At 30.6% G+C, this 23850-nt stretch carries 24 protein-coding genes and 1 other RNA gene; 2 read left to right on the top strand and 23 right to left on the bottom strand.

Features of this window, described 5'->3' with window-relative positions; translation table 11 throughout:
• Window positions 1–11: 11 nt before the first annotated feature.
• From JOC70_RS08015 to ndk, 3 genes are all read right to left on the bottom strand, one after another.
• Window positions 12–164, bottom strand: a complete 153-nt coding sequence (locus tag JOC70_RS08015; RefSeq protein WP_204598351.1) for a hypothetical protein — start codon at window positions 162–164, stop codon at window positions 12–14.
• An 82-nt stretch (window positions 165–246) separates the two neighbouring features.
• Window positions 247–522 carry a hypothetical protein gene (locus JOC70_RS08010; RefSeq protein ID WP_204598350.1) on the bottom strand — a complete coding sequence of 92 codons (276 nt, stop codon included), beginning with the start codon at window positions 520–522 and terminating at the stop codon, window positions 247–249.
• Window positions 523–609: 87 nt separating this feature from the next.
• Window positions 610–1032 carry a nucleoside-diphosphate kinase gene (gene ndk, locus JOC70_RS08005; RefSeq protein ID WP_204598349.1) on the bottom strand — a complete coding sequence of 141 codons (423 nt, stop codon included), beginning with the start codon at window positions 1030–1032 and terminating at the stop codon, window positions 610–612.
• Window positions 1033–1510: 478 nt separating this feature from the next.
• Between ndk and brnQ the strand changes: the two genes are divergently transcribed.
• The gene (gene brnQ, locus JOC70_RS08000; RefSeq protein ID WP_204598348.1) at window positions 1511–2797 is read left to right on the top strand and encodes a branched-chain amino acid transport system II carrier protein; all 1287 of its coding nucleotides are present in this window, start codon (window positions 1511–1513) and stop codon (window positions 2795–2797) included.
• Window positions 2798–2909: 112 nt separating this feature from the next.
• Here brnQ and ssrS read toward each other — a convergent pair.
• From ssrS to JOC70_RS07905, 19 genes are all read right to left on the bottom strand, one after another.
• Window positions 2910–3127: non-coding RNA, 6S RNA (ssrS, locus tag JOC70_RS07995), on the bottom strand.
• A gap of 74 nt (window positions 3128–3201) precedes the next feature.
• Complete coding sequence (gene aspS, locus JOC70_RS07990) at window positions 3202–4986, bottom strand: aspartate--tRNA ligase (RefSeq protein ID WP_204598347.1); 1785 nt, start codon at window positions 4984–4986, stop codon at window positions 3202–3204.
• Window positions 4987–5081: 95 nt separating this feature from the next.
• The gene (locus JOC70_RS07985) at window positions 5082–6518 is read right to left on the bottom strand and encodes a coproporphyrinogen III oxidase (protein WP_204598346.1); all 1437 of its coding nucleotides are present in this window, start codon (window positions 6516–6518) and stop codon (window positions 5082–5084) included.
• Window positions 6519–6538: 20 nt separating this feature from the next.
• Window positions 6539–7144, bottom strand: coding sequence for an MBL fold metallo-hydrolase (locus tag JOC70_RS07980; RefSeq protein WP_204598345.1), 606 nt, complete (start codon window positions 7142–7144; stop codon window positions 6539–6541).
• Window positions 7145–7161: 17 nt separating this feature from the next.
• Window positions 7162–7611: a D-aminoacyl-tRNA deacylase gene (gene dtd, locus JOC70_RS07975; protein ID WP_204598344.1), complete on the bottom strand. Its 450-nt coding sequence runs from the start codon at window positions 7609–7611 to the stop codon at window positions 7162–7164.
• An 11-nt stretch (window positions 7612–7622) separates the two neighbouring features.
• Window positions 7623–9812, bottom strand: a complete 2190-nt coding sequence (locus tag JOC70_RS07970; RefSeq protein WP_204598343.1) for a RelA/SpoT family protein — start codon at window positions 9810–9812, stop codon at window positions 7623–7625.
• Window positions 9813–9980: 168 nt separating this feature from the next.
• The gene (locus JOC70_RS07965) at window positions 9981–10499 is read right to left on the bottom strand and encodes an adenine phosphoribosyltransferase (RefSeq protein ID WP_204598342.1); all 519 of its coding nucleotides are present in this window, start codon (window positions 10497–10499) and stop codon (window positions 9981–9983) included.
• Window positions 10500–10681: 182 nt separating this feature from the next.
• Window positions 10682–11536 (bottom strand): DHH family phosphoesterase, encoded by an 855-nt coding sequence (locus JOC70_RS07960; RefSeq protein ID WP_204598341.1) that lies wholly within the window; start codon window positions 11534–11536, stop codon window positions 10682–10684.
• A gap of 212 nt (window positions 11537–11748) precedes the next feature.
• On the bottom strand, window positions 11749–12624 hold the full coding sequence (secF, locus tag JOC70_RS07955) for a protein translocase subunit SecF (protein ID WP_204598340.1): 876 nt from the start codon (window positions 12622–12624) through the stop codon (window positions 11749–11751).
• Window position 12625: 1 nt separating this feature from the next.
• On the bottom strand, window positions 12626–13891 hold the full coding sequence (gene secD / locus JOC70_RS07950; protein WP_204598339.1) for a protein translocase subunit SecD: 1266 nt from the start codon (window positions 13889–13891) through the stop codon (window positions 12626–12628).
• 681 nt (window positions 13892–14572) lie between these two features.
• The gene (gene scfB, locus JOC70_RS07945; RefSeq protein WP_204598338.1) at window positions 14573–15940 is read right to left on the bottom strand and encodes a thioether cross-link-forming SCIFF peptide maturase; all 1368 of its coding nucleotides are present in this window, start codon (window positions 15938–15940) and stop codon (window positions 14573–14575) included.
• Window positions 15941–15995: 55 nt separating this feature from the next.
• On the bottom strand, window positions 15996–16133 hold the full coding sequence (scfA, locus tag JOC70_RS07940) for a six-cysteine ranthipeptide SCIFF (protein WP_035308289.1): 138 nt from the start codon (window positions 16131–16133) through the stop codon (window positions 15996–15998).
• A gap of 69 nt (window positions 16134–16202) precedes the next feature.
• Window positions 16203–16571, bottom strand: a complete 369-nt coding sequence (locus tag JOC70_RS07935) for a TIGR04086 family membrane protein (protein WP_204598337.1) — start codon at window positions 16569–16571, stop codon at window positions 16203–16205.
• 60 nt (window positions 16572–16631) lie between these two features.
• Window positions 16632–17027 (bottom strand): preprotein translocase subunit YajC, encoded by a 396-nt coding sequence (gene yajC / locus JOC70_RS07930; RefSeq protein WP_204598336.1) that lies wholly within the window; start codon window positions 17025–17027, stop codon window positions 16632–16634.
• A 68-nt stretch (window positions 17028–17095) separates the two neighbouring features.
• Complete coding sequence (tgt, locus tag JOC70_RS07925; RefSeq protein WP_204598335.1) at window positions 17096–18226, bottom strand: tRNA guanosine(34) transglycosylase Tgt; 1131 nt, start codon at window positions 18224–18226, stop codon at window positions 17096–17098.
• Window positions 18227–18306: 80 nt separating this feature from the next.
• The gene (gene queA, locus JOC70_RS07920; protein ID WP_204598334.1) at window positions 18307–19332 is read right to left on the bottom strand and encodes a tRNA preQ1(34) S-adenosylmethionine ribosyltransferase-isomerase QueA; all 1026 of its coding nucleotides are present in this window, start codon (window positions 19330–19332) and stop codon (window positions 18307–18309) included.
• A 24-nt stretch (window positions 19333–19356) separates the two neighbouring features.
• Window positions 19357–20394: a Holliday junction branch migration DNA helicase RuvB gene (gene ruvB, locus JOC70_RS07915; protein WP_204598333.1), complete on the bottom strand. Its 1038-nt coding sequence runs from the start codon at window positions 20392–20394 to the stop codon at window positions 19357–19359.
• 15 nt (window positions 20395–20409) lie between these two features.
• A complete protein-coding gene (gene ruvA, locus JOC70_RS07910) occupies window positions 20410–21000 on the bottom strand; it encodes a Holliday junction branch migration protein RuvA (protein WP_204598512.1) in 591 nt (196 codons plus the stop codon).
• An 85-nt stretch (window positions 21001–21085) separates the two neighbouring features.
• Window positions 21086–21700 carry a hypothetical protein gene (locus JOC70_RS07905; protein WP_204598332.1) on the bottom strand — a complete coding sequence of 205 codons (615 nt, stop codon included), beginning with the start codon at window positions 21698–21700 and terminating at the stop codon, window positions 21086–21088.
• Window positions 21701–21894: 194 nt separating this feature from the next.
• On the opposite strand from JOC70_RS07905, the gene JOC70_RS07900 reads away from it, so the two are divergent.
• Entirely contained in the window at window positions 21895–22692 is a 798-nt protein-coding gene (locus JOC70_RS07900; protein ID WP_243429071.1) for a potassium channel family protein, read from the top strand.
• 376 nt (window positions 22693–23068) lie between these two features.
• On the opposite strand, the gene JOC70_RS07895 is transcribed toward JOC70_RS07900, so the two are convergent.
• The gene (locus JOC70_RS07895) at window positions 23069–23809 is read right to left on the bottom strand and encodes a YebC/PmpR family DNA-binding transcriptional regulator (RefSeq protein ID WP_204598331.1); all 741 of its coding nucleotides are present in this window, start codon (window positions 23807–23809) and stop codon (window positions 23069–23071) included.
• Window positions 23810–23850: the final 41 nt, after the last annotated feature.

The following is a 23850-nucleotide window of genomic DNA, read 5'->3' as shown; positions in this document are numbered from 1 at the left end:
TTAAATTAATTTTAATTTATATTAGTTTTTTTGTTATCTGGTAAATTTATAATTTCTCCTTCATAGAATTTGTCTAAGAATTTTTTAAGTATTTCTATTATTATTCCATCTTCTCTCAAACAAATTATATGTTCATTTGTTTTGTAACTTATTAATGCCTTCATATGTTTTAACCTCTTTATAAATAAGCATATTTTGTTTACCTGATATTTTTGTTCAATCAATTTTAAGCTAAATATGTAATTTTTAATTTAAATATTCTTCAATATGTACATTTTTTCCTTTTACTTTCGTTGTAAAATTTTTATAAAAGCTTTCAAATCCATCGTAGGTTTCTTCTTCAAAGCAAGTATCATTATAATTATCATCATTCAAATAATCATCATATATTTCTTGAAGATACCTGTCCACAAGCTGTCCCACTTCCTCCTTAGTCATTATATCTATATTATATCCGTCAACCACAAGCATACATAATATTTCTTCTGCTATCTTTTTTACTTCCTCTTCAACTCGAAACATAAACCACACGCCTTTCCTTGCTCTCTTAATCTGATTTATACATCACTTATATTTCAAAATAGTTCGAAAATTTGAGTTAAATCTCAATTATTGATAGCTTTCTAATGTTATTTCTGGAAACCATATATTTATTTCCCTTAAAGCATTTTCTGTAGAATCCGAACCATGTACTAAATTTCTTTCTTTACTTAATCCAAATCTTCCTCTTATGCTTCCAAGATCTGCTTCCAAAGGATTAGTAACTCCATTTATTTTTCTTACAACTTCTACTGCATTTTCTCCTTCTAATATCATAGCGATAATATTATCTTCTGTAATATATTTTATTAAACTTTTATAATATGGCCTTCCTTTATGTTCTATATAATGTTCTTCTACCATATTAATTTCAGGCTTTGTCATTTTTAAAGCAGTAACCTTTAATCCTTTTTTTTCATATAAAGATATAATTTCTCCTATAAGTCCTCTTTGAAATCCATCTGGTTTAATTAAAGCTAAAGTACGTTCCATATAATCTCCCCGTTTCCATAAATTGTTGTATATATATTATACAACAATTTATGGAAATGTTAAATATTTCTAAGGCAGATTTATAAAAAAATGGAAGCAAATACTCGGTTTTTTTTGATTTTTCACAATTTTTCATCAACTTCCTATTATTTTACAAATATATTCACGTACTTATTTCTAATCCATTTTCCTTTAGGCATTCTTTTAGATATAATATATTAATAAGTATACTCAAGTATCTCCCTTAAATTTTCTGATATTATTTACATGTATCTTTATATATGTTTTTAATGTATAATTTAAGTATATAAAGTTGTTTTTTGTAAGTATGAATCCATTTTTGCCGGCTTAGTTTATATCTAAATATTTATTTTTTCCAATTTTCATATAATACTAAAAATGCGTGTTAAACTATTTATATGCTATAATTATGCTTATAATTTATGATAATTAATATCATTTAGAAAAGGAGAATTATATGAGTAAATCTATTAAAGATTCATTAATAATCGGACTTGCCCTTTTTGCTATGTTTTTTGGTTCTGGAAACTTAATATTTCCTCCGTATTTAGGTAAAACTGTTGGTAGTGATTTTTTTACAGCCATTTTAGGCTTTGTTATTACAGGAGTAGGACTTCCGTTAATGGGCATTCTTGCTTGTGCTAAAATAAATGGTACATTTAAAGAAATATCTAGTCCTATTAGTAAAGTATTTTCTATTATAGTTACTACAAGTATAATACTTGCCATAGGTCCTATGCTTGCTATTCCTAGAACTGCAGCTACTACCTATGAATTAAGTGTCTTACCACTATTTCCAAATGTGAGAATGCTTCCTGTTATTATTATATATTTTATAATAACATTAGTATTTGTTTTAAGACCTTCATCACTAATAGACAATATTGGAAAGTTACTCACCCCTCTATTACTTGTAATTTTACTTGTAATAATAGCCAAAGGAGTATTATCTCCTATCGGACCTATTGTAAATACAAATGTAAAAAATGTATTTTCAACTTCATTAATAGAAGGTTATCAAACTATGGATGCTATAGCCTCAGTTATATTTTCATCTATAATATTATCTTCTGTACGAGCTAAAGGATATTCTAAGGTTTCTGACATAATAAAAATAACCTCATTAGCTGGAATAATAGCAGTAATAGGACTTGGAGTAATTTATGGTGGACTTTTATATCTTGGAAGTCAAACCGTTTCTATATTTCCACAAGATATTACAAAAACTCAATTAGTTACAGATATAGTACAAAGGGTACTCGGTAATACAGGAATTATATTTTTAAGTATTGTTGTAGCTCTAGCTTGTTTAACTACTTCTATAGGTTTAACATCATCTGCTGCAAAATATTTTAGTGATCTTTTCAATAATAAAGTCTCTTATACCTTTAACGCTATAATTATATCTGTTATAAGTATTTTAATATCACTGCTTGGAGTTGATACAATCGTAGCTTTAGCTGTACCTATTTTACAAATATTATACCCTATAGTAATGGTACTTGTTATACTTACATTAATGAGCAAATTAGTAAGAAACAATTCTGTATTAAAAGCTACTGTTTATACTACTTTAGCAATAAGTATATTAGATAATCTTAAGAACATAGGATTTACTATATCTCCTATAGTAAATTTTATTTCATATATTCCGCTTTCTAGACAAGGATTTAGCTGGGTTATACCCGCTTTAATATCATTCATCATATCAAGCCTAGTTACAAAAAATAGAGTTTCGGTTTAATATTAAACCGAAACTCTATTTTTATAATTAGATTTAACGTAATTTGTGCTCAGATTAGAAGCCTTTTCTACACAAATTTCCTATCTTCTTGAACCTATTTTCTAAAAAACTAAAAAATCCCGCCATGCCGTTATGTGAGTTATTGTTGAACCTGACTAAGCAGGTGGGCATCACCTTTTTGCTTCTTGTTCTCAAGTATATAAACTTAACCTTAATATATTTATTAACGACTAAGTTTAGCTTAAGCATCATTCCACTAAAAGAGTTAGATTCCCGTTCAAAAATATGTTGGCTCAATATTAACTCACTCCACGCACACAGCAGGATCTTTATTTAATTATCTATTTTTATAATATTATTATACTCAATTTAAGCATTTTTTATTTAAATTTATCAAAAATTCTTTATGAATTTTTTATTATTTCTATTCCAAGTTCCTTTATCTGATCTTCATCTACTACATTAGGAGCTTCTGACATTGGGCAATATGCATTTTGATTCTTAGGGAATGCGATTACGTCCTTTATGTTCTCAGTCCCAGCAAGGAACATTGTCATTCTATCAAATCCAAATGCTAATCCACCATGTGGTGGTGGGCCATATTTAAATGCTTCAAGTAAGAATCCAAATCTTTCCCAAGCCTTTTCTTTAGTCAATCCAATAGCACCAAACATTTTTTCTTGCAGATTTGAGTCATGTATTCTTATACTTCCTCCGCCTAGTTCCTCTCCATTTAACACCATATCATAAGCCTTGGCTCTTACTTTACCCGGATTAGTATCTAAATACTGAATATCTTCATCCATTGGTGCTGTGAATGGATGATGTTCTGCTTCCCATCTTTCTTCTTCATCATTATATGAAACTAGTGGGAATTCTGTAATCCATGCAAATCTATATTCTTTATTATTCTTTAAAATCTCAAGTTCTTTGGCAACATGTAATCTTAACTGTCCAAGACTTTGGAAAACCACCTTATCTTTAGCATCTGAAACTATTAGTATAAGATCTCCCACCTTAGCATTCATTGTGTCTAAAATAGCCTTTAATTCATCTTCAGATAAAAACTTAGCTATTGGAGATTTTATTTCATCTTGTTTATAAGCAATCCAAGCTAATCCCTTAGCTTTAAACCCTTTAACAAATTCAGTTAACTTATCTAACTGCTTTCTTCCCATATCTGCTGAGTTTTCTACTCTAATAGCTCTAACAGAACCACCATTTTCTATAGCATCCTTAAACACTTTAAAATCAGACGTTTTAACCACATCAGTTAAATTATTAATTTCCATTCCAAATCTTAAATCCGGTTTGTCGCTACCATATTTTTCCATAGCTACTTTGTAAGGTATTTTTTCCATTGGAAGCTTAACATCTATTCCCTTTACAGTTTTGAATACATGTTGAATTAATCTTTCAGTTAATCCCATAACATCATCTGCTTCTACAAAAGACATTTCTAAGTCAACCTGAGTAAATTCTGGCTGTCTATTTGCTCTTAAATCTTCATCTCTAAAGCATTTTGCTATCTGAAAATACTTATCATAACCGGACACCATTAAAAGTTGCTTAAATATCTGTGGTGACTGTGGCAGTGCATAAAACATTCCTGGATAATTTCTACTTGGTACTAAGTAATCTCTTGCACCCTCTGGTGTGCTCTTAGTAAGTATTGGAGTTTCCATTTCAAGGAATCCTTCTCCATCCATAAAATCTCTTACTGCCTTAGATGCCTTATGTCTTATCATTAAAATTTTCTGCATATCTGGTCTTCTTAAGTCTAAATATCTATGTTTTAACCTTATATTTTCACCTGCATCTAAATTTTCCTTTATGTATATTGGTGGAGTTTCTGATTCTGATAAGATCTTTATGCTCTCTCCCTTTAGCTCTACCATACCAGTTGGTAATGTTTCATTTGCAGATTCTCTTTTTACTAAGCTTCCAGTTACTGCTATGCAATACTCTGATCTAACAGTATCTGCCTTTTCAAAAGCTTCCTTATTTATTTCTTCTCCAAAAACTACTTGAAGGATTCCTGTTCTATCTCTTAAATCAACGAATATTAATCCTCCTAAGTTTCTTTTTCTCTGTACCCAACCCATTACAGTAAATTTATTACCTACATGGGATTCTCTCAATTCGCCACACATTATGGTTCTTTTCAATCCTTTTAATGCTTCTCCCATTTGTTTTCCTCCTCATATTAATCCGAAGTTAGTAATTAAAATTTATATTAAAATATCAGGGACAATTATGTCTCCTATATCAAATAGTTTGTAAATTAATATAGATCCTCTAACATGGTTATCTTTTTTTCAATTAGCTCTTCTATTCGATTATTGTATTCTCTTATATCCTTTAAATTTGGAGCTCTCTCAATTCTATTTTCTTCTAAAAATACAATTTTTGTAATAGCATCTGCACCCATTGCAATTATGGTTTGACGTTCTTCTATCATTTGTATGTTATAAGGACTTTCCTTATCAGCCAATGAATAACCTACATTTTCCATATTCCCAAGCATATTCTTTTGTCTATACATATAGTATGGTTCCATTTTTAAAGCTTCTGCTAGTTTAACGGTTTCATTATGCATTCCAATTAGCTCATCCAAATCCACGAGGTTAAGATTTTGCTTTAAATTTTCTAGAAGCTTTGATCCCTTTTTAACAGACATACCATGCACTGTTAAGCTATCAGGCTTTAATTTCAGTATTTCACTACAAGTTTTTTTCATATGTACTAATCTTTCACCTGGAAGTCCAACTATTAAATCCATGTTTATATTATCAAATCCCATACTTCTCGCTAAGTTGAACTTTTCAACAACATCCTCCGAAGTATGATTTCTGCCTATAAGCTTTAAAGTTTCATCATTCATAGTCTGTGGATTTATACTTATACGTGTAGCCTTATATCTTCTCATAGTATCCAACTTTTCAAAACTTATACTATCAGGTCTCCCACACTCTACCGTAAATTCTTTTATATTATTTTTGTATATGAACTTATTATATATATTTTTCATTATTTGTTCAAACTGATCATTACTTACCGATGTAGGGGTTCCCCCTCCAAAGTACACATTTTCTATTATTAAACGCTTTTTATTTATAAATTCACTTATTCTCTCAATTTCATATGTTAACGCCTCTAAATATGGCTCTACAAGTTTACTGCACCCTTTAATTGGGTTAGACGCAAAAGAGCAATATAAACATCTTGTAGGGCAAAATGGCATTCCTATATAAACTGATATATTTTTACTTGATTTATTGACTATATCTTTTTCTCGCTTAGCTATCTTTATGCATAGCTCTGCTTTTTCTTTACTAGCTAAATAGCGCTTCTCATAGTATTTAATTATTTCATTGTAATCTTTGCCTTCATTCATAAGTGCGAGTGCTATTTTGCTTGGTCTTATACCAATAAGAGTACCCCATGGAAAACTTTTACCTGTCTTTAAACTTAAAAACAGGTAAAGGTGATTTTTTATTACTTCTTTTTTAGTAAACTCACATTTAAGGTTAAATTCATCCTTATTGAATCCATCCCATATAATTGCTAAATCTTCGCTAACACTAACATTTATATCTATATTTAAATCACAGGAATCACTAATATTAAAATTTATTTCGCTAAAAGGATAAAATATATTGACTATTTGATATATTTCATACCTATAAGCTAATTCATTTAAATTTATATTTATTTTCATTTTACTGAGATGCTTCCTTCCTATAAAAATGGATTATACACCTTTTCATTTTTCACAGTGGTTTCAGGACCATGTCCTGGCAAAACTATCGTTTCATCTGGTAGGGTTAATAGCTTAGTTTTTATACTATTAATTATTGTATCAAAATCTCCACCTGTAAAATCTGTTCTTCCTATGGAACTTTGGAACAGAGTATCTCCTGTAAATACTACGTTATCTATAAGAAAACACATTCCTCCTTCTGAGTGTCCTGGTGTTTCAATACACTTAAGCTTCATGCTTCCTATATCAAAAGTATCATTTTCTTTTATTTTAATGTCTGCCGCTCCACAATTTTCAGGATTTCCGAACATATAACCTCCATTCATAATTAAATACTCATCTTTTTCATTAATACATACAGGTATTTCATATAGATTTCTAAGTTCTGCTACTGCCCCTGTATGATCAATATGTCCATGGGTAATAAATATGTACTTTGGATTTACCTCAAGCTTGCTTATAGCATGCTTTATACTTAAATAATCATCACCGGGATCTATTATTAACGCATCCTTTGTGTTTTCATCCATTACAATGTATGAGTTAGCCGCATATGCACCTACTGGTATTCTTGAAATCTTCATATCCATACACTCCTATATTAAAATGTTTTTTTGCTGTCTAAAATTATAGTTACAGGTCCATCATTTTCAATTGTAACCTTCATATCGGCTCCAAATTCACCTGTTTCCACATTTCCTAGCACTTCTTTGCACTCTTTTACAAATTCCTCATAAAACTTTTTGGCTTCTTCTCCACCTAGGGCTTCTATAAAACTTGGTCTTTTTCCCTTTCTACAGTCGCCATATAACGTAAACTGAGAAATAACTAAAAGTTCTCCTGCTACATCTATAAGGGATTTATTCATTTTACCTTCTTCGTCTTCGAATATTCTTAAATTTAATATCTTATCTTTTAAGTATTTTATGTCATCTATAGAATCTTCTTTTGACACACCTAATAAAACATTAAGTCCTTTATTGATGCTTCCTATTACTTTTCCCTCTACTTCCACCTTGGAAAAATTAACTCTTTGAACTACTGCTCTCAAATCATCACCCTCTAGTTTTTTGTTCTATAAACTTCCATCACACCATTTAATTTTTTAACCTTTTTTATTAATTCTTTTAATTGTTCTATATCGAAAATCTTAAGTTTTATATTTACAAAAGCTAATTTGTCTTTAGTGGTTTTAGCATTTATAGCATATAAATGTGCCTTTGATTGAGAAATAATATCCATTATCTCTGATAAAACTCCATCTCTATCTTCAGCCTTAACATGAATTTCTGCAATATATGATAAAGCCTTAGCATTCCCCCAACTTACATCTACTAGCTTCCCTTCCAAATCACTCATAAGATTTTCAACGTTTTTGCAATCTTTTCTATGTATGGATACTCCTCTTCCCTTGGTAATATAACCTACTATTTCATCTCCAGGTACTGGGTTGCAGCATTTAGAAAACCTAACTAAAAGATTACTTACTCCTTTTACTATGATTCCCATATCTGCTGACTTTTTCTTTATTATTCTTTCATCATACTGCTTTAAGTTTTTGCCCAAGGAAGTATTTATCACATCTTCATTACTAATAGATGTTTTATGACCCTTTTCATATTGTTCCTTTATCTTAGACACCAACGAAGATGAACTAATATCTCCTACCCCTACTCCTGCATATATATCATCTATACTATTAAAGTTATATCTTTTTAGAATAGCAGATAATATTTCTCCTTTAGCTATTTCACCAAAATTATATCCGTGTTTTTTAGTTTCTCTTTCTAGAAGTTCTTTTCCCTTACTAATATTTTCTTCTCTTTTTGCCTTCTTAAACCAAGCCCTTATTTTACTCTTTGCTTGATTGCTTTTTACTATATTAAGCCAAGCTATATTAGGTCCTTTTGAATTTGATGCTGTTACAATTTCTATAATTTCACCAGTTTTAAGCTTATAATCCAAAGGTACCATCTTCCCATTAACCTTAGCTCCTATGCACTTGTTTCCTATATCAGTATGTATCTTATAAGCAAAATCAATAGGTGTTGCATGACTTGGTAAATCTATAACTGCTCCCTTTGGAGTAAATACAAATACTTCATCGGAAAACAAATCTATTTTAAAACCTTCCATAAATTCTGCTGCATCAGAAGTTTCTCTTTGCCATTCTAACATATCTCGTAGCCAAGATAACTTTAAATCCATGTTAGTACTAGGGCTCTTGTTTTCCTTATACTTCCAATGTGCAGCAATACCATATTCAGCCGTTTTATGCATTTCAAAAGTTCTTATCTGTATTTCAAATGGCTTTCCCTGTGGACCTATTACTGTGGAATGTAAAGATTGATAAAGATTAGGTTTTGGCATGGCAATATAATCCTTAAATCTACCTGGAATTGGCTTATACATAGTATGTACGATTCCAAGTGCTGCATAGCAATCCCTCACACTATCAACCAATATTCTTACTGCTGTTAAATCAAAAATTTGTTCCAAAGTTTTATTTTTATTTACCATTTTTCTATAAATACTATAAAAATGCTTAGGGCGTCCCTCTATATCAGATTCAATACCTGTTTTTTTGAGATTTTCCTTAAGCGATTTTGTTATCATTTCTATGTACGCTTCTCTTTCAGCTCTTTTTTCTGCAATTTTTTTCACTAAGTCATAATATTCATTAGGGTTTATATATCTAAAAGCTAGGTCTTCTAATTCCCATTTTATCTTGGAAATACCTAGCCGATGTGCAAGTGGTGCGTATATGTCAAATGTTTCTTTAGCCTTTTCCTTTTGCTTTTCTATGGTCATGTACCTTAGGGTTCGCATATTATGTAATCTATCTGCTAATTTTATAAGTATAACTCTTACGTCACGAGCCATAGCTAAGAGCATCTTTCTTACATTATCCGCCTGCTGCTCTTCTTTTGTTTTATATTGAATTTTTCCAAGTTTTGTTACACCCTCTACTAAATCTGCTACTTCTTTACTAAATTCTTTTTCCAAATATGCATATCCATACTCAGTATCTTCAATTACATCATGAAGAAGACCTGCAACAATAGTACTGGTATCTAACCCCATTTCAGCAAGTATTCCTGCCACTTCTATAGGATGAATAATATAAGGCTCTCCAGATTCTCTTTTTTGATCCTTATGTGCATTGAAAGCAAAATTATATGCCTTTTTTATAAGTTCCATATCATAATTTATACAATTTTTTTCTACTTTATTTAACAGTTTTTCAAGCATATTTTACTCCCCTAAAATCAAAGGCTGGTTTAACTAACCAGCCATCATATTTTACTTACCATTATATACTATTTAGTATAGACTTTCAAACTTTTATTTTTTCATAATTTGTAAAGACTTTTACTCATTATAAATTAACATACGCCAATTTATTTAGTGTATATTAATTTATATATCATACTCCACAAGAGACATTACATCATATTTTTCAAGTTTATCTCTTCCGTGTAATTCAGTAAGTTCAATAACAAAATCCATAGCCACTACTTCTCCACCTAATGCTTCTACAAGCTTTGCTACGGACTGTATTGTTCCTCCTGTTGCAAGCAAGTCATCAACAATAGCCACTCTTTGCCCTGGCTTTATGGAACCCTTATGAGCTTCTAATATATCTGTTCCATATTCTAAGTCATAACTAACACTTACAGTTTCGCAAGGCAGTTTACCTTTCTTTCTAACAGGAACAAAACCAACTCCTAAAGCATATGCTATAGGTGCTCCAAATAAAAATCCTCTAGCCTCTGGTCCCACTACTACATCTACATTTTTATTTTTAAGATGTTCAGCAATAGTATCTACAGTATATTTAAAAGCGTCTTTATCATCAAGTATTGTTGTTACATCTTTAAAACTAATACCTTCCTTTGGAAATCCTTCTATAATACGAATCTTTTCCTTTAATTCCATTTACTTTTTCCCCCTACTACTTAAATATATAATCCTTCTTAGCATTTATTATTATATATTAAATTATGATAGATATTCAATATAATAACATAATCTTAAAAACATTTTACTAAAACGTTTTACTCATGATTTCTATAATTTATAGAAACCTATGATTTTGTTATAAATCATCATGTCTGAAATTATTGAGATGTTTCATTTTTTAGGTATTTAGCAATTTGCAAAGCACGATCACTATTGCTTGTAGTAAATAATTCTACTGCTATCCGTGCATTGTCAAGTCCCCTTGAACTATTCCAAAATGGCATAAGACTATTCGCAAGGCTATAGGAATTATTTATATTTACATATTTCATATTATTCAAATTCATGAGAGCTTTCAATCCATAATTATTTGTATAATTCATGTGATAAATCCCCTCATCTATAATAATCTTATTTTCACCTACATAAGGAACATTACGAGCTATAGAACCAAGCATAACTAAGTCTAAATATTTACTTACACTCTTCATTTGATAATAAGATGAAATTGCCTGTACCAATTTATAGGCTACTGCTGCACTCGAAAGCTCCTTAAAGGGATAATTACAATCTATCTGATTTGGATTTATTACTATGGTTTCAGGAATAATATTGCTGACATGGTGACTATCAGTAATTATTACATCTATACCCAGGCTTTTACATAGCTCTACTTGATTATAAGAGTTTATACCACATCCAGCAGTTATAAGAAGATTTGCTCCTAAAAATTTTACATGATTTTCAATGGTATTTGCATCTATATCAAAACTTCCATCACTACCCTCTGATATAAAGTATTCTACATCAGCATTTAGGTATTTTAATACCAAAAAAAGCACAGACACAGCTGTTACACCATCCAAATCATAACAACCATATATAACTATTTTTTCTCTTTCATTAACAGCTTTAACTATTCTTCTTAAGGCCTCCCCCATGCCCTTTAATAAAAATGGGTTATGTAAGGAGGAAAGCTTCTGTAGTCCAATATTGCAAATCTTTTTCTCCATAATAATATCCTCCAAAAAAGTAAAAAGCAATATATATTATAATTTAAAATATGAGATTTTACAAACATTTTCGAGGATTTTTTACAAATAACTTTTATTAACGATTAAAAAAGGTGCTAGGATTAAGATACTAGGATAAAAGAAATTTTACCCTAGCAAAATTTCTTTTATCCTAGTACCTGTTATCTAGCACCTAATTCTTAGTCCCTATTTTAAGCTTCTCTTATCTTTCTATTTTTAAGTAGAACCCATATTGGGCTCGCAATAAACACGGAAGAATATGCTCCGCAAGCAATTCCTATTGCTATCGGAAAAGCAAATTCTCTTACAGATGGTACAAATATATATACCGATATTATAGTAATTAAAGTTGTAAGAGTTGTATTTATAGATCTAGACATAGTTTGAGTTATACTTATATTTGCAATTTCTTTACTGCCAACTCTTCTAATTTTCTTAGAATTTTCTCTTATTCTATCAAAAACAACAATAGTATCGTTAATAGAGTATCCTGCTATAGTAAGTATAGCCGCTATAAAGCTTGAATTTATAGGGATTTCAAATATTGCATACACAGATACTGTTATTAATATATCATGTACTATAGCCAGTATTGCAGCTGCTCCAAATTTGAATTCAAATCTTATTGCAACATATATGAGCATTGCCACATTAGCAAGTATAAAGGCTAATATTGACTTTTGTTTTAATTCTTGGCCTACGGCAGGTCCTATTGTCTGCTGAGAAATTAAATCTTTATCTACCAACTTATATTTATCCTTTACTTCTTTAAATAAAGGTTGTACTTCGCCTTCTTCTAAAGAATTACTCCTTATTTCTAATTGAACCTCATTCTTTTCATTTACAGCAGTATTGGTCGTATAATCATTTGCATACTTAGCAATTATTTTCTCTACATCTTGTTTATTAAAATCCTGCTTCATATTTATTTGAACTAATGTCCCACCTCGGAAATCTATACCGTAATTTAATCCATTTTTTATAAAAAATATAAAACCTATTATAATTATTGACAATGAAATTGCAAACCATACTTTAGTTTTCTCCATAATTTTAAAAGATTTCATGCTATTCCACCCTCCTTTTCACGCCAAAAGCTGATAAATTCTTTAATAGTCCTATGTTTACAGCCAGTTTTAAAAGATGCTTAGTTACTACAATCGCCGTAAACATACTAAGAATTACACCTATCATTAAAGTGAGGGCAAAACCTTTTACTGCACCTGACCCTAAATTATATAAAACCAATCCGGATATTATAGTTGTTATATTAGAATCCATTATTGAGGAAAGTGCATTATGGAATCCTGTGTCTACTGCAGCTCTTACAGATCTTCCACTTCTTAACTCTTCTTTTATTCTTTCAAATATAAGTACATTTGCATCTACCGCCATACCTACAGTTAATAAGAACCCTGCTATACCGGATAATGTTAAAGTCGCTTCAATAGCTACAAATGTACCCAAAAGCAATATTATATAAAATACTAGTGCTATATCCGAAATAAAACCAGGTACTCTGTAGTATAAGAGCATGAATAATAATACCAGTCCTACTCCTATTGCACCAGCTTTAATACTCAATGGCAATGCATTAGCTCCAAGTGTTGCACCTACAGTTTTAACCTCCACAGGTTTTACTACAACAGGAAGAGCACCTGACTTAATAATACTAGCCTGTCTTTTGGCTTCTTCTAGAGACTTACTTCCTTCAATCATACCTTTTCCATTTGGAATTATACTATTTACTGTGGGATTAGTAAGCATTTCTTCATCCATATAAATTGCTATAGGCTGACCTATAAACTTTTTTGTGGCTTCAGCAAATTTTTTAGTTCCTTCGTCATTTAACTCAAAACTTATTATAGGTTGATTGGTATCTGAATTAAGTTGTGCTACTGCATTCTTTACATCTTTTCCTGTAAGTATTACCTTTTCATCCGGTCCTACAAATTTAAGTTCTCCAGTTTTCCCAACGGTATCTATAACTTCTTTAGCATTATATACTCCTGGAATTTCAATTCTTATTCTCTTTTGTCCTTCACGTGTTACTACAGTTTCGCTTACTCCAAGCTTATTTATTCTCATGGATAAAAGTTCTATGGTTCTTTCAATAGTATCATTATCAACATTTTCATCCTGTATTTCTTCTACTAAGGATACACCACCCTGAAGATCTAGGCCTCTTTTAATAGCTTCTGAAAAAGGCTTTATTCTATATCCTGAGCCAAATATATTTCCCACTCCATAAGATCCTACATATGCTATAAAACCTATAAGTAGAACAAAAATAATAAAGATTAGTGCACTTTTTCCTGTATTGTTATTTTTCATCTTTCTCCCCCTTTACTTTATCCATTGTTAATTAGTTTACTACAGTTTTAGCCGTATTATTAAAAGCTCTTCTAAACTATAGTATGTTTTATATTAATTACTATTTTTTACGTTCCACGCATACAAAAATTATATAGCTTCTGTAAATAATAGTCAACCAAAAAGGATATTACGACGTTTCTAATGTTGAACCTATAATATGGGCTTTGCATAATTAATGAAACATCTCAGATACTGAGATATGCTAATTTATAACAAAGTCATAGATTTGTATAAATTATGCAACCGTTCGCTACGCAAAAAAGCTCTAATATTTCTTCGTTTTAAAGCACATAAACCTTCTAAACTCGCTTCAGCTCAAACAGTAGAAGGTTCTTAGCGGTGCTTTAAAGTCAGAAATAAAGAGCTTTTTAATTGCTTGCTCAGTGTTTTCTACATTGCAAATTACATACTTGTGTTCCACATTAAAAGTCTCATCGTAGAAAGCATTGAATAAGCTTTAAAACGGCTTTATTGATAAATTGAAAATTCCGTTAAGATCCTCCTACTGTCTAAGCGACAGCGAGCTTAGGAGTTTTAGGAATTTTTATTTTATAAATATTAGCTATTTTTAGCAAAATGACCGTCTTCCTAGATAAAAATTCTATGCAATCCAGAGCATTAAAAGCCGTCGCAATATTTCTATTGTTGTTCCATAATTTTTGCTTTAAGTGCAATTGCACATTCTATTCTCTTTTTCTGCATTTCACAGCCTAGTTCATAAGGAACATTCATATCTTTATTAAAGTTGTAGTTATTAGCTTGACATCCGCCACTGCAATAAAATCTTGCCCAGCAATCTAAACATTTTGGTTTGTAGTAAATGTTGGCCTTTTTAAAGTCATCTGATATTTTTGAGTCTAAAGTATTGTCAAAAATATTTCCCATTTTAAAATCTTCATTTCCTACAAATTGATGGCAAGGGTATATATCTCCCGTTGGAGTAATAGCTACATACTCATGTCCTGCTCCACAACCTGAAATTCTCTTATATACACAAGGTCCCCCTTGAAGATCTATGTTAAAATGATAAAATTTAAAAGCACTACCTTCTCTATGTCTTTTTAACATTTCATCATAAAGTTTATCGTATTGCTCGAATATTTTAGGTAAATCTTCAGCCTTTAGAGCAAGTTCATGGTCGTCTGGAAGTACTACAGGTTCTATAGATATTTCATCAAAGCCTTCTTTTGCAAGATGCATAACATCTTCAAAGAAGTCTGGATTTTCATGGGTAAAAGTACCTCTTACATAGTACTGCTTGTCCTTTGATCTTCTATTTACCATTTCTTTTATTTTTGGCAGTATTGCATCATAGCTTCCGCTTTTATCTGCTCTCATTCTTACTTTATCATTTATTTCTTTTCTTCCGTCAATACTTAGAACAATGTTACCCATATTTTCATCTAAGTAATTCATTATTTCATCATTAAGTAAAGTAGCATTTGTAGTCATAGTAAATCTTATAGTTTTATTATGTATTTTTTCCTGTGTTTTTGCATACTCAACAATTTCTTTTATAGCATCAAAGGCCATTAAAGGTTCTCCACCAAACAAATCAACTTCTATATGCTTTCTAGGTCCTGCATTTTTGATAACAAAGTCTATTGCTTTTCTTCCCACTTCTGGGGTCATTATACCCTTATGTCCTCTATATTCTCCTTCATCTGCAAAACAATATTTGCATCTTAAATTGCAATCATGTACTATATTTAAACATAAAGCTTTTATATAAGAAGTTCCTTCATAAGCCTTTAGTCCTATATCTTCATACAAGTCCTTTGAGTAAAGAACCCCTTCTTCTACTAACTCTTTTAACTCTTCATAAGCTTCCTCTATATCTTCTTTGTTGTGCTTTTCTGCATACTCTGCTAAGAGTTCTTCTTTTTCTTTTATTCCATCTTCATCAAGTAAATCATATACAAGCTCGTCTACAATGTGTACTGCACCTGAATTAACGTCTACAATATAATACTCACCATCTTGGATAAACTTATGAATATCAGCCAATTTATTTTCCTCCTAACTAAACTTAAAGCAGTAACCTTACGTTACTGCTTTTATATTAATTTTCGCATGCTAAATTTGCAACTGTACAAGAAGTTTTACATGCTGATTGGCATGAATTTGCACATTCTTTGCAACCTGGCTTTGCCAAGCTATTTTTTATATTTGTCTTGTTTATAGTTTTTATGTGTTTCATTACGTAATCCTCCATTCCCAAAAATATTTCTGTTTGATTATATCATATAATAATAAGAAAATAAAGTAACTAGGATAGATTTATTCCAAGCATACCAGATAAAGCCCCAACGCCCAAAGCAAGTAAAAATCTAATCAATCTGGTAACTTCTATGATAGGTGAATTACCTGCTACAATAGATAATACATAGATTATAAGCATATATAATGCAGCTACTATAATGCCAATTAGCCATCCCTTTTTATTTATTTTTCTTACAGAGTAAATTGTGCCATACATTATGCTAAGAATAGTTGTCGCTAAAAAAAATAATGAATTTGCCTGCGGGCTTAATTCTGAAAATGTCATGATTATAGCATACACAACCATCAAAGCCACTGTAAGTATTGTACTTCTAAGAAGTCCATCTCCTATTGGTAAAAAAGTACTTCTCCCCATATAAAAACACCTCCCACTTAATACTATCTATGTTAAATGGAGGTGTTTTATGATTAATTTTTAATTTTCTTTAAACTCAACTGTATTTTCATTTATTGAATCATTTGCTGCTTCTTCTTTACTAGCTTCTATTTTCTTATCTTCCCTTTTAGCTTCTTTTTCAGAAACAGTTGAGGTATTCAAAACTGATAATATTCCATTCTTGTCAAGCTTAATTCTAGCTTTGCTAGGACCTGTTTCTAATACTATAAATGTATCTTGTATAGTTATAACTTTCCCTAAAATACCACCTTTAGTTATAATCTCATCATTTACTTTTAAAGTATCCAGCATTGACTTATACTTTTTCTTTCTCTTATTTTCTGGTATGTATACTATTATATAAAAGAAAGCTAACATTAGAACAAAAGGCAGTATCAATCCTACTAAACTTCCTCCTTGTTGTGCTGCCGCCATATACTCACCTCCCCCTAACTATAGTTTATAATTTTTAGAAAAATTTGTAAAGTATTTTTATTTCCATTTTACGCTCTTCCGCCCCACTCAGCTAATTTTCTTTCTTTATACTCTTTAAAATTACCAGCATCAATAGCATCTCTAATTTCTTGCATAAGATTATTATAAAAATGTAAATTATGAAGTACACATAATCTCATAGCAAGCATTTCCTTAGCTTTAAATAAGTGTCTTATATAAGCTCTTGAATAATCTCTGCAAGCTGGACACTGGCATCCCTCATCAATAGGTCTATCATCTAATTCAAATTTAGCATTAATTAAATTTATCTTACCTTCCTTAGTAAATACATGCCCGTGCCTTCCGTTTCTAGCTGGAAGTACGCAGTCAAAGAAATCTATCCCTCTATCAACAGCTTCTAATATATTACTTGGAAGTCCAACCCCCATAAGATATATTGGTTTATCCTCTGGAAGGTGAGGGGCTACAGCATCTATAACTCTATACATTTCCTCATGAGTTTCTCCTACTGCAAGGCCGCCTATGGCATATCCATCTAAATCCATCTTAACAATTTCTTTAGCATGTGCTATTCTAATATCCTCATAAGTTCCTCCTTGATTTATACCAAAGAGCATTTGTTTTTTATTTATTGTATCAGGAAGTGTATTTAATCTATCCATTTCCTTTACGCATCTCTCTAACCATCTTGTTGTTCTTGCTACAGAATTTTCTACATATTCTCTTGTAGAAGGGTTTGGTATGCACTCGTCAAAAGCCATAGCAATAGTTGATGCAATATTACTTTGTATTTGCATACTTTCCTCAGGACCCATAAAGATTCTTCTTCCATCTATATGAGAGTTAAAGTAGACTCCTTCTTCTTGTATTTTTCTTATACCTGCAAGAGAAAACACTTGAAATCCACCTGAATCTGTAAGAATTGGTCTATCCCAATTCATAAATTTATGTAAACCACCTAATTTTTTTATAACATTATCTCCTGGTCTTAAATGTAAATGATAGGTATTTGAAAGTTCTACTTGACATCCTATTTCCTTCAAGTCCATAGAAGAAACTGCTCCCTTTATAACCCCTAAGGTTCCAACATTCATAAATACTGGAGTTTGAACCACTCCATGAGGTGTCGTAAACTCTCCTCTTCTTGCATTACCGTCTTTTTTTAAAAGTTTATACATATGTACACTCCTTCTTAGTTATCAATTTTAAAACAACAAATATAAAATTTCTAATCTTTCTACTAACTATTTTATAAGAATCATTTGATAAACATTGCATCTCCAAAGCTGAAAAATCTATATTCTTCCTTTACTGCTGTTTCATATGCATTCATAATCTTATCTCTTCCTGCTAAAGCACTTATGAGCATTAAAAGAGTAGACTGTGGTAAGTGAAAATTAGTTATTAATGCATCTACCACTTTAAACTTATATCCTGGGTAAATAAATATATCTGTCCATCCTGATTGTTCTTTAACTCTACCATTTTCATCAGCTATAGTTTCTAATGTTCTATTAGAAGTTGTTCCTACTGCTATAACTCTTCCACCTGCTTCTTTTGTAGAATTTATTATCTCTGCAGTTTCTTTAGACATACTATAGTATTCTGAATGCATAGTATGATTTTCGATTTCATCTACCTTTACAGGTCTAAAAGTTCCAAGTCCTACGTGAAGAGTTAAAAATGCAAGTTTTATCCCTTTATTTTTTATATCCTCTAAAAGTTCTTCTGTAAAATGAAGTCCTGCTGTAGGTGCTGCCGCCGAGCCTTGCTCCTTTGAATAAACTGTTTGATACATTTCCTTATCTTCTAATGCTTCTGTTATGTATGGAGGAAGTGGCATTTGTCCTAGCCTATCTAAAACTTCTTCAAAAATACCTTCATATTCAAACTTTACAATTCTGCTTCCTTCTTCTCCAAGCCCTATTACTTCGGCTTTAAGTTCTCCATTACCAAAAGCAAATTTACTTCCTATTTTTGCTCTTTTACCTGGTTTAACTAAAGTTTCCCAAGTATCCTTATCAGTCCTTTTTAAAAGCAAAAACTCAATCTTTCCATGAGTCTCTTCCTTTTCCCCTATAAGTCTTGCAGGTAAAACTCTTGTATCATTTAAAACCAAACAATCTCCTGGGTTTAAGTAATTTATTATATCCTTAAAAACTTTATGTTCTAATTCTCCTGTAGCTTTATCTAAAATCATAAGCCTTGCTTCATCTCTTTTTGCTGTAGGATGTTGTGCAATAAGCTCCTCTGGTAAGTAATAATCAAAATCCTTTACTTGCATGTTATCTCTCCTTTAGTAAAATTATCAATCATTTAAATCAATGCCAACCTGTTCTATCTTCCTACTTTTCCCTCTTCTTCTTTTTAAATGTGTATATGCCTTATCAGTTGCAACTCTTCCTCTTGGGGTTCTTAATATAAATCCCTTTTGCAATAAATATGGCTCATATACATCTTCTATGGTACCCAATTCCTCTCCTATAAAATAGGCTAGTGTTTCTATACCTACAGGTCCTCCGCCAAAATTATCAATTATAGATAAAAGTATTCTTTTATCTACACTATCAAACCCTTCTCTATCTATTTCTAATAAATCTAAAGCATCTCTTGCTATTTGAGTATTTATAACTCCATTTCCCTTTACTTCTGAGTAATCTCTTACTCTTTTTAGTATTCTATTTGCAATTCTGGGAGTTCCTCTAGATGAGCGAGCTAATTCATAAGCAGCATCCTCTTCTATTTCAGCATTTAATATACTAGAAGATCTCACTATTATTTCTTTCAATTCTTCTTCTTCATAAAATTCCATAGGACATAACACTCCAAACCTATCTCTTAAAGGAGCTGTTAGAAGTCCTATTCTAGTTGTAGCACCTATTAATGTGAACTTAGGAAGGTCCAATCTTATTGATTTAGCTGCTGCTCCCTTCCCTATTACTATATCTAAAGCATAATCTTCCATAGCAGGATAAAGTATCTCCTCTACAGACCTATTTAGCCTATGAATTTCATCTATAAAAAGCACATCATAATCATTTAGGCTTGTAAGAATTGCTGCTAAATCTCCTGCTCTTTCAATTGCTGGGCCTGAAGTTACCTTTAAATTTCCAGTCATTTCTTTAGCTATTATATTAGCAAGTGTTGTCTTACCAAGTCCAGGAGGCCCATATAATAATACATGGTCCAATGCCTCTTCTCTCATCCTTGCAGCTTTTATAAAAATATCTAGCTTCTCTTTCACCTTACGTTGCCCTATATATTCTTTAAGCCTTTGAGGTCTTAAACTATATTCTATATCATTATCTTCATTGAGAGTTTCAGCGGTAACAAATCTGTTTTCCATAAACCATTACCCCCTTTAATTCATTAAAAACTTTAAACACTGCTTTATTATATTTTCTATGGAATCTTTCTCATCTACCATTTTTAATGCCTTAGCTGCTTCCTTATCGGAATATCCTAATGAAACTAAAGCTTCCAATGCTTCATCTAAGCTATTAGATATTCCTTGAATATTTTCTTCATCTTCATTTTCTATGAATTCATCCAACTTTATCTTATCCTTTAATTCTAATATAATTCTTTGAGCAGTTTTTTTACCAACGCCTGGAGCCTTTATAAGAACCTTTTCATCTCCAGTAAATATTGCATATTTTAAATTATTTATATTGCTTATAGATAATATAGATAATGAAGCCTTTGCGCCCACTCCATTTATGCTCAAAAGTAAATTAAACATATCTCTTTCATCTTGAGATGAAAATCCATATAATCCTATAAAATCTTCTCTTACAATTTGTTGAATATAAACTTCTACTTCCTCATTTATTTTAGGCATATCTGCAATGGTATTTCCAGATGTATGTACCTTATATCCTATTCCGCTATTTTCTACTACTATATATTCTTTATTAAATCCCTTATAAATACCTTTTATATACTCGTACACAGTATTCGTCCTTTCATTTATCAAAGTTTTCCTCTTAATACTTTATCATTTAAAGAAGTTTAATTCAACAAAAAAACCTTAAGGATTATTCATAATCCTCAAGGCGTGCTAGTACTTCGTCTCTAGTGTCACATTGAAAATATTTACTTCCTGTAGTAAGCAAATATATATCCTGTTCTTTCAAGTTCTCTATTTTTTTTTCTGTAATATCTTCCTTTTCGTTTTCAATATGCATGTCACCATTTTTATCTGTTTTAAAAATAGCAAGATATTCTCCATATATACCTAACACATATTTATTAGGAACATATTTCTCTACTTCATTTTGAAGCTTAATTTGAGTTTTAGAACCCTCTTGAATTTTGTATCCTTCCGGTTTATATTTTTCTTCAACTTGCTTCTTATCTTTTAGTCCTAAAGCACTTGCAGCTTCTTTTTTAACAAGAATTAAATCTCCACTTTTCTTATACTTAGTATAAAATAAAATTTCACATTTAGAATCAAGCACATAATTTTCTCCACTACTTAAAGCCATCTTATCTTCTTCATAAGTATTATTTTTTACCTCAGTTCCATTGCCATAATTGTCTTTATTAGTCTTAAATCTTTCCGAAGTTATATAATAGCTTATACTAAAAATTGCTATACCCAGCATAATTGCTAAAATTACATACATACCTTTTGAATACTTCTTTTCCATATTATCCCTCCTAGGGATTATTATGGACCTTTCGCTAACCTTTTATTCATTACTCAACAAATTTTTGTATTTAAAAATTACCTAAATTAAACTAAAATGAATTTACAAAATAGCTCTGTTTTTATATGATATGATTATAAAAATAATTAATTTTAGAATTCTAGCTTATTTCATACTAAAAAGGATGAGAAAATATGGATTCCTCTATGAAAATAATGAATAAACTTAAAAATAAAAATATTATCTTGCTTTACGAAGTAATTATGACAATTCTAACTATAATTGCAATTGTTATAGTTGTATTAAACTATTTTACTCAACAAAAATCTTATGAAGTTTATGTTTTTAATATAATTGATACTGTTATATTAGTAGTATTTGCATTAGATTACTTTATAAGACTTATTTTATCTCAAAATAAACTTCATTTTTTTAAAAACAATATAATAGATCTTATTTCAATAATTCCTTTTAATTACTTGTTTCAAACTGCAAGAATCCTTAGAATAATAAAATTTATCAAACTTTCAAAGCTTACAAAATTGACAAGCTTGTTTCGAGCACTTGTTTTGATTCGGAAGTTTAAAAAGAATATGGATAAGTTCTTACAAACTAATAACTTTAATTATGTACTTTGGATTTCTATTTTCACTGTAATAATTGGAGCTTTAGGTTTTTCAATAATAGAAAACAAGTCATTTTTAGATGGACTTTGGTGGAGTTTCGTTACTGTAACAACCGTGGGATATGGAGATATGTCACCTAAAACAGGTGGTGGAAAAGTTCTTGCTTCAATAATTATGTTAATTGGGATAGGGGTTATCGGTATGCTCACTGGTACAATTTCAACATTTTTCATAAATAAAAAAGTCAGCAGTAAATCCCTTAAAGTAAATACGATAGAAAGTATAAAAAGAAGTCTTGATGATTTTGATAATCTTAGCAATGAAGATATAGACAATATTTACAAATTATTAAAGTCATTAAAATAATTTATAAATAAAAAATCACTCCTTTTGCTGTTTTCATATAACTCAAAGAGTGATTTTTTACTATCACTTCTTACTTTTTAATATTTATATACAATATTTTATTAAGTGTTCTTTTTTATAGCATCAACAATTGCAACTGTACATGCAATTACAATTGAACTTAATAATGTCACTGCACAATAAATTATATCCTAGTCTATAAAGGTTATTAAAATAACTTGCATAACTATTCAGTTACCATAAATAAAAACACTTCTAAATGTAGTAATTTTTATACATACATTTAGAAGTGTTGTATTTCATCACAAAACGATTAAAAAGACGTATATCATCATACTTTAAAATCATTCAACTCTGAAAATCCTTGATATTACTGCTATCCTTCAAACTCATCTGGGAATTCAGCATTGTGATAAACATCTTGAACATCATCGTCATCTTCAAGTTTATCTACAAGCTTTTGGAATAATTCTGAGTCTTCCATAGAAAGACTAACTGTTGTGTCAGGAATCATAGTTATATCTGCTGATAAGAATTCAAAACCTGCTTTTTCAAGCTCTTCTCTTACAGATGAGAAATCTTCTGGAGTTGTAATAACTTCAAATACTTCATCTGAAACTTGCATATCTTCAGCACCAGCTTCTAGTGCTATCATCATCATTTCATCTTCGTCCATATCTTCTTTCTTTTCTATAACTATCTGTCCCTTGCTTTGGAACATCCAGCCTACGCAGCCAGTTGCTCCAAGATTTCCACCATATTTTGAAAATGCTGGTCTTACATTACCTGCAGTTCTATTTTTATTATCAGTTAAAGCCTTTACTATTACAGCAACTCCTGAAGGGCCATATCCTTCGTAAACTATTTCTTCATAGTTTACACCTTCCATTTCCCCTGCACCTTTTTTAATTGCTCTCATAATAGTGTCTTGAGGCATATTATTTGACTTAGCTTTTGCTATAACATCTCTTAATTTAGAGTTAGTGTCAGGATTAGAACCGCCATTTTTAGAAGCTATCGCAAGTTCCTTTCCTATCTTCGTAAATATTTTACCTCTTTTTGCATCTGTTTTACCTTTCTTAGCTTGTATATTATGCCACTTAGAATGTCCTGACATAGTACCTTCCTCCTCATAAAATTAAAAAATTTAGAAATTCC

It is taken from the genome of Clostridium pascui, from assembly GCF_016908015.1.
GTDB lineage: Bacteria > Bacillota > Clostridia > Clostridiales > Clostridiaceae > Clostridium_AK > Clostridium_AK pascui.
The sequence above is the reverse complement of the archived record's forward strand: the minus strand, read 5'-3'. Positions and strand labels throughout refer to the sequence as shown.

Coding starts and splice junctions, on each gene's coding strand:
- JOC70_RS07965 (WP_204598342.1), bottom strand. CDS start 10,499: ATGGAATTAAAGGAAAAGATTCGTATTATAGAAGGATTTCCAAAGGAA.
- JOC70_RS07960 (WP_204598341.1), bottom strand. CDS start 11,536: ATGGAGAAAAAGATTTGCAATATTGGACTACAGAAGCTTTCCTCCTTA.
- ndk (WP_204598349.1), bottom strand. CDS start 1,032: ATGGAACGTACTTTAGCTTTAATTAAACCAGATGGATTTCAAAGAGGA.
- JOC70_RS07985 (WP_204598346.1), bottom strand. CDS start 6,518: ATGAAAATAAATATAAATTTAAATGAATTAGCTTATAGGTATGAAATA.
- JOC70_RS08010 (WP_204598350.1), bottom strand. CDS start 522: ATGTTTCGAGTTGAAGAGGAAGTAAAAAAGATAGCAGAAGAAATATTA.
- JOC70_RS07980 (WP_204598345.1), bottom strand. CDS start 7,144: ATGAAGATTTCAAGAATACCAGTAGGTGCATATGCGGCTAACTCATAC.
- tgt (WP_204598335.1), bottom strand. CDS start 18,226: ATGTATAAACTTTTAAAAAAAGACGGTAATGCAAGAAGAGGAGAGTTT.
- secF (WP_204598340.1), bottom strand. CDS start 12,624: ATGAAATCTTTTAAAATTATGGAGAAAACTAAAGTATGGTTTGCAATT.
- JOC70_RS07905 (WP_204598332.1), bottom strand. CDS start 21,700: ATGGAAAAGAAGTATTCAAAAGGTATGTATGTAATTTTAGCAATTATG.
- secD (WP_204598339.1), bottom strand. CDS start 13,891: ATGAAAAATAACAATACAGGAAAAAGTGCACTAATCTTTATTATTTTT.
- ruvB (WP_204598333.1), bottom strand. CDS start 20,394: ATGGAAAACAGATTTGTTACCGCTGAAACTCTCAATGAAGATAATGAT.
- queA (WP_204598334.1), bottom strand. CDS start 19,332: ATGCAAGTAAAGGATTTTGATTATTACTTACCAGAGGAGCTTATTGCA.
- JOC70_RS07935 (WP_204598337.1), bottom strand. CDS start 16,571: ATGGGGAGAAGTACTTTTTTACCAATAGGAGATGGACTTCTTAGAAGT.
- JOC70_RS07900 (WP_243429071.1), top strand. CDS start 21,895: ATGGATTCCTCTATGAAAATAATGAATAAACTTAAAAATAAAAATATT.
- aspS (WP_204598347.1), bottom strand. CDS start 4,986: ATGGGAGAAGCATTAAAAGGATTGAAAAGAACCATAATGTGTGGCGAA.
- JOC70_RS07970 (WP_204598343.1), bottom strand. CDS start 9,812: ATGCTTGAAAAACTGTTAAATAAAGTAGAAAAAAATTGTATAAATTAT.
- JOC70_RS07895 (WP_204598331.1), bottom strand. CDS start 23,809: ATGTCAGGACATTCTAAGTGGCATAATATACAAGCTAAGAAAGGTAAA.
- brnQ (WP_204598348.1), top strand. CDS start 1,511: ATGAGTAAATCTATTAAAGATTCATTAATAATCGGACTTGCCCTTTTT.
- scfA (WP_035308289.1), bottom strand. CDS start 16,133: ATGAAACACATAAAAACTATAAACAAGACAAATATAAAAAATAGCTTG.
- JOC70_RS08015 (WP_204598351.1), bottom strand. CDS start 164: ATGAAGGCATTAATAAGTTACAAAACAAATGAACATATAATTTGTTTG.
- yajC (WP_204598336.1), bottom strand. CDS start 17,027: ATGGCGGCAGCACAACAAGGAGGAAGTTTAGTAGGATTGATACTGCCT.